The 5,485-nt window shown below is 38.7% G+C and carries 6 protein-coding genes; 4 read left to right on the top strand and 2 right to left on the bottom strand.

The window, feature by feature from the left end:
• Nucleotides 1–157: 157 nt before the first annotated feature.
• Nucleotides 158–406, top strand: coding sequence for a hypothetical protein (locus PN450_RS15920; RefSeq protein WP_246862924.1), 249 nt, complete (start codon nucleotides 158–160; stop codon nucleotides 404–406).
• 131 nt (nucleotides 407–537) lie between these two features.
• On the top strand, nucleotides 538–714 hold the full coding sequence (gene rpmF, locus PN450_RS15915) for a 50S ribosomal protein L32 (RefSeq protein ID WP_041457480.1): 177 nt from the start codon (nucleotides 538–540) through the stop codon (nucleotides 712–714).
• 272 nt (nucleotides 715–986) lie between these two features.
• Here rpmF and PN450_RS15910 read toward each other — a convergent pair whose 3' ends face one another.
• On the bottom strand, nucleotides 987–2,372 hold the full coding sequence (locus PN450_RS15910; protein WP_271836899.1) for an aldehyde dehydrogenase: 1,386 nt from the start codon (nucleotides 2,370–2,372) through the stop codon (nucleotides 987–989).
• A gap of 66 nt (nucleotides 2,373–2,438) precedes the next feature.
• Between PN450_RS15910 and PN450_RS15905 the strand changes: the two genes are divergently transcribed.
• Both PN450_RS15905 and PN450_RS15900 read left to right on the top strand, forming a co-directional pair.
• Nucleotides 2,439–3,152 (top strand): rubrerythrin family protein, encoded by a 714-nt coding sequence (locus PN450_RS15905; RefSeq protein ID WP_271836898.1) that lies wholly within the window; start codon nucleotides 2,439–2,441, stop codon nucleotides 3,150–3,152.
• A gap of 231 nt (nucleotides 3,153–3,383) precedes the next feature.
• The gene (locus PN450_RS15900) at nucleotides 3,384–4,127 is read left to right on the top strand and encodes a DUF561 domain-containing protein (protein WP_271836897.1); all 744 of its coding nucleotides are present in this window, start codon (nucleotides 3,384–3,386) and stop codon (nucleotides 4,125–4,127) included.
• Between the two features lie 120 nt (nucleotides 4,128–4,247).
• Here PN450_RS15900 and PN450_RS15895 read toward each other — a convergent pair whose 3' ends face one another.
• Nucleotides 4,248–5,396 (bottom strand): DegT/DnrJ/EryC1/StrS family aminotransferase, encoded by a 1,149-nt coding sequence (locus PN450_RS15895; RefSeq protein ID WP_213718254.1) that lies wholly within the window; start codon nucleotides 5,394–5,396, stop codon nucleotides 4,248–4,250.
• Nucleotides 5,397–5,485 lie beyond the last annotated feature (89 nt).

Below are 5,485 nucleotides of genomic sequence, written 5' to 3'. Positions count from 1 at the left end.
GCAGCAAAAAAAATCAAAAGTAAGCGCAATTGCAATACCTGTCGTACTGGTAGTTGCCTTGAGCGTCTAGGAGGATAATTGACTATCCTTTTTAAGCAAGTCTTAAAGAATCTGCGTGTCTTTAGACCGCAGAGTGTCAATCAGGAGCTACAAGTTTATGTTCAGGATTTATACGAAACAACCATTTTCAGTGATCCTCGTTTCAATTATCAGCCAAGTTGGCAAAAAAATCCGAATTATTCATAGTGGAGTTTGGCTGTTCTTAGCAGTTCCTTTGTGGTTAATGACGAAAGCGATCGCACCAATCTTATCATTAAAAGTCAGTCGTCCTCAATGGAAAAAACTTCCTGATCCCCAACAAGCGGGCAATTTACTTCAAAACAGCCCGCTTGTTACTGTTCTTTGATCAATAGATGACAAGCATTCCAGTCCTTAATCTTTAGCGATGATTTGGATAACAGTTCTTTTAATAGTCCCATAATGTCAATTGATCGCTTACAATAGGAAGGTTGTCAAGAATCACGATATACCGCTGTCATGGCTGTTCCTAAGAAGAAAACATCAAAATCTAAACGAGATAAACGTCGCGCTACCTGGAGACACAAGGCTGTTGTTGAAGCGCAAAAAGCTCTTTCCCTTGGTAAATCCATTTTGAGTGGCCGTTCTAAATTCGTCTATCCAACGACTGAGGAAGAAGAAACAGAAGAATCTTAAAGAAGAATTCAGTAGTCTCCAATTCAGGAGTTAGAATAAATTTATACTCGTGACGGCTGAGATTTGAATTTTTACAAGATTACTAAAAACCTAAATGTGTAAGGGTTTAGCACTGCGCTTTACCCCTACCTGGAGAATCAAACAATTAAGCCATTTTTTGTATCAATACCTACGAATCAAGGCTTTTTTCAATTTGGCTAAGGTATTGAAGTATAGATTGGGATTCCTAGAAAATCCTCAAGTTAAATTCTGACTCTGTGATTCCTGGAATTTTAAATGCCAATAATTTTTTTCAATAGCAATAATTTACCTTGATAGGGTGCGTATCGCCAATTTATATCTAAACGAAATGAGTTTTGCAAGACACTTTTGTCATGAGAAAAAGTGTCAAAACCAGCTTTACCGTGATAGCTACCCATCCCACTATCACCCACACCCCCAAATGGTAAAGAAGAAACAGCAACCTGCATTACTGTGTCATTAATACATACTCCCCCAGATGATGTTTCCTGTAAAATGCGGTTTTGCAGGTTTTTGTTTTGGGAAAATAAATATAAAGCCAGGGGTTTTGGTCTAGAGTTAATTAAGGTAATAGCTTCATTGATATCTGTATATTCAATGATTGGTAAAATTGGCCCGAAGATCTCCTCTTGCATAACTGCATCTTCTAAAGAAACATTTTCTAACAAAGTGGGAGCAATATAAAGTTCTTCACGGTTAGTTTCACCACCAATAATCACTTTACCACATTTGAGTAAATTAGCTAATCTGTCAAAATGTTTTTGATGAATAATTCTGGCATAATCAGGACTATTAGCAGGATTTTCACCATAAAATTCTTTGAGACATTTTTGCAAAGCATTAACTAAATTTGGTTTAATTTTAGCATCTACCAACAAATAATCCGGGGCAATACAAGTTTGTCCAGCATTAATAAATTTACCCCAAATAATGCGTTTGGCCGTATGTTCTAGATTGATATCTGTATCAATGATACAAGGACTTTTCCCACCCAATTCCAAAGTCACTGGAGTGAGATGTTTTGCAGCAGCTTCCATGACAATTTTACCAATGGCTGTACCACCCGTAAAAAGGATGTGATCAAATTTTTCTGCTAGTAACTGTTGACTAGTTTCGACTGCTCCAGGGACAACTGTAATATATTCTGGATCAAAGTATTTATGAATAAGTTCTGTGATTAATTTGGAAGTATGAGGCGCAAGTTCTGAAGGTTTAATGATGGTACAATTTCCCGAAGCAATCGCCCCAACCAAAGGTGAGATAATTAACTGAAAGGGATAATTCCAAGGACTAATAATTAAAATTACTCCTAACGGTTCTGGATATATTTTAGCCGAGTATGGAAATAAGTCTAAAGGAACGGCTGCTTTTTTGGGTTTTGTCCAAGTATTGATATGTTTGAGAGCATAATCAATTTCTTTATTCACACCGATTTCTGTAGCGTAACTCTCAAATTCTGGTTTACGTAAATCGGCTTTTAATGCTTGAATAATTGCTGTTTTATTCTCAATTACTAATTGTTTGAGGATTTTGAGTTGTGCAATCCGAAAAGTAACATTTTTCGTTTTACCAGTTTGGAAAAACTGCCGTTGTTTGGCAATAATCTCGACGCATTTTGGTAATTCGTTAGTAATCATTTTAACCAAATTTTAAAGTATATGTTTTAATATAATGCAATAACCTCTCATAGAGATTCACCAATTATGGATTTGTCCAATTTTACTACACTACAAAATTTAGAATCAGCCTTTGGTGGAGAATCAATGGCAAATCGTAAATACCTATTTTTTGCAGCAGTAGCACGTAAACTGGGTTTTTCCGATTTAGCGAAACTTTTTAAAGAAACAGCAGATCAAGAAACTGAACACGCTTTTGCACATTTTGAATTATTACATCCAGAACTTGTAGTTAAAGACGCAGCGGTTTTAACTGATGCACAAAAACGGGAAATTATCTCTCGTTGTTTGTCTTTAGCGATAGAAGGGGAAACCTATGAATACACGACAATGTATCCTGAATTCGCTGCTGCTGCCCAAACTGATCGAGATCATCCCGCAGCAGCAGAATTTCTCCAACAAGCTCAAGAATCTAGTGATCATGCTAACACATTTCGCACCGCAGCCCATCGTTTTGGATTGCTTAAATTCATTGAAAATCATCACGCAGATCGCTACACTGAAGCCTTAGAAGTATTAAACGGTGGAGAAGCTGTCACTAGAGTTGTCAGTGAAGATCCGCAAACGCAAAAATGGATTTGTAGACAATGCAGTATGATTTACGATCCGGTTACTGGTGATCCTGATTCGGGAATTGCACCAGGTACAGCGTTTGCAGATATTCCTGATGATTGGAATTGTCCTATTTGCGGTGCGACGAAAAAGACTTTTAAGCTCCTTGAGGAAAAAGTTGCTGTTTAAGATAAGTAAATGTCGAAGTTTTATTTGATTCCAAGTACAGGCAAAATATAAGTTATTGGTGTCAGGTCATTAAAAACACATCTACCAGTAGTATCCATAATTACAGACACTTCACTACTATTTAATTGAGGAAATTACTGAAGTGAAGTGGACTGAATTTTTTTCAAAATTAAATATTGCTATATTTAGTGTAAAAATATTCCTACTGAAATAAGCTGCAAAAGAAAAATTATGACTATGTATCCTAACCTCAACCGGGCATTTGCTCATCCTGTACTAAAGGTAATTAGCGGTTTGAATAATTTCAATGCTGCTAGTGTGGCTGCAACTGTAAAAGCGGCTGATTTGGGTGGTGCGACTTTTGTGGATATTGCTGCTGATGTGGATTTGGTAAGATTGGCGAAAACCTTGACTAAGTTACCTATTTGTGTATCTGCGGTTGAACCAGAGAAGTTTGTCACTGCTGTGGCTGCTGGTGCGGATTTGATTGAAATTGGTAATTTCGATTCTTTCTACGCCCAAGGACGCAGATTTGAAGCTGCTGAGGTTTTGGAACTAACTCGCCAAACCCGTGCCTTGCTGCCAGAAATTACCCTATCTGTGACTGTTCCCCATATTCTCACCTTAGACCAACAGGTACAACTGGCTGAAGATTTGGTGAAAGCTGGTGCTGATATTATTCAAACTGAAGGTGGTACTAGCAGCAATCCTATTCACCCTGGTACTTTGGGTCTAATTGAAAAGGCTGCTCCCACTTTAGCCGCAGCTTATGAAATTGCCCGTGCGGTTTCTGTACCTGTACTGTGTGCTTCTGGTATTTCTAATGTTACTGCACCTTTAGCGATCGCTGCTGGTGCATCTGGTGTTGGTGTCGGTTCGGCTATCAACCAACTCAACAGCGAAATCGCTATGATTGCTGCCGTGCGGAGTTTAGTAGAAGCTTTAGCGACTGCAAATATTCGCACATTTGCGTAAGAGGCAATAGGCAATAGGCAATAGGCAAGAGGCAATAGGCAAGAGGCAATAGGCAAGAGGCAAGAGTAAAGATATTCTCCCCTGCTCCTCTGCCCCCTGCTTCTTCGCACTTTGACAAATTCAAGATAAACAATTTTTCAAAGTATCAATGACTTTATCTTGTTGTTCTTGCTCCAATTCGGGGAACATGGGTAAAGATAAAACTTCTTGACTTGCTTGCTCTGCTACTGGCAATTGTCCTGGTTGATAACCTAAATTTTTATATACTGGTTGCAAATGCAAAGGTAAGGGATAGTAAATCATGGAATTAACACCCTGTTCCTGCATTTGGTTTTTTACGGAATCTCGATATTTACCACTTGCACCATTACGTCTTTCTCCAGAGATGCGAATGGTGTATTGATTCCAAACACCAACTCCGGAGGTAAATTCCTGGGGGACAATGATATCAGAAACTTGACTGAGGTGTTCGTAATAATAATCAGCGATTTGCTTGCGTCTGTTATTCCAAAGATCGAGATAGCGGAGTTTGATTTGCAGAATTACGGCTTGAATAGCATCTAAACGACTATTGACACCGATTTCTTCATGAATATATCTAACCTGACTCCCATGTTCCCGCAAAATTCGCAATTGAGTAGCGATCGCTGGATCATTTGTGGTAATTGCCCCACCATCACCGCAACCACCGAGATTTTTGGTAGGGTAGAAACTAAAGCAACCAATATGTCCAATACTCCCAACTTTTTGATTTTCCCAACTTGCACCGGTAGCTTGAGCGCAATCTTCAATTACTGCTAAATTATGAGCTTTGGCAATCTCCATTAATCCTGTCATATCCACAGGGAGTCCAAATAAATGCACTGGCATAATTGCCTTGGTTTTTGCTGTAATCGCTGCTGCTACTTTTTCTACATCTAAATTAAAGGTAGTTGCATCAATATCTACAAATACTGGTATTGCCCCTACCGCACTGATAACTTCTGTTGTCGCAAAAAAAGTAAAGGGTGTAGTAATAACTTCATCACCTGCCCCAATTCCTAAAGCGCGTAATGCTAAAAATAGGGCATCAGTACCAGAGTTACAAGCTACGCATTCGCTTACGCCATTATAAGCTGCAAACTGTTGTTCAAAATCTGTAATTGCTGGACCACCAATATAACGCCCAGAAGCTAGAACCGCTAAGACAGCAGCACTTACTTCAGTTTCAATGGTGGCATATTGTTGTTTAATATCAAAGGCGGGAATCGAATTTACACTTTTAATCATGAGGTTTTATTTTAGTTGTCAGTTGTCAGTTGTCAGTAGGGGCGAAGCATTTGGAAGGTAAATTATCGGTCATTGCCAAAAATAGTTCT

The organism is Dolichospermum lemmermannii CS-548 (genome assembly GCF_028330815.1).
Classification (GTDB): Bacteria; Cyanobacteriota; Cyanobacteriia; order Cyanobacteriales; family Nostocaceae; genus Dolichospermum; species Dolichospermum lemmermannii.
Note: the sequence above shows the minus strand (reverse complement) of the source record. Positions and strands in the feature narration are given on the sequence as shown.

Excerpts from the sequence above, each read along its gene's own strand:
- PN450_RS15920 (WP_246862924.1), top strand. The coding sequence starts at position 158 with ATGTTCAGGATTTATACGAAACAACCATTTTCAGTGATCCTCGTTTCA.
- rpmF (WP_041457480.1), top strand. The coding sequence starts at position 538 with ATGGCTGTTCCTAAGAAGAAAACATCAAAATCTAAACGAGATAAACGT.
- PN450_RS15910 (WP_271836899.1), bottom strand. The coding sequence starts at position 2,372 with ATGATTACTAACGAATTACCAAAATGCGTCGAGATTATTGCCAAACAA.
- PN450_RS15905 (WP_271836898.1), top strand. The coding sequence starts at position 2,439 with ATGGATTTGTCCAATTTTACTACACTACAAAATTTAGAATCAGCCTTT.
- PN450_RS15900 (WP_271836897.1), top strand. The coding sequence starts at position 3,384 with ATGACTATGTATCCTAACCTCAACCGGGCATTTGCTCATCCTGTACTA.
- PN450_RS15895 (WP_213718254.1), bottom strand. The coding sequence starts at position 5,396 with ATGATTAAAAGTGTAAATTCGATTCCCGCCTTTGATATTAAACAACAA.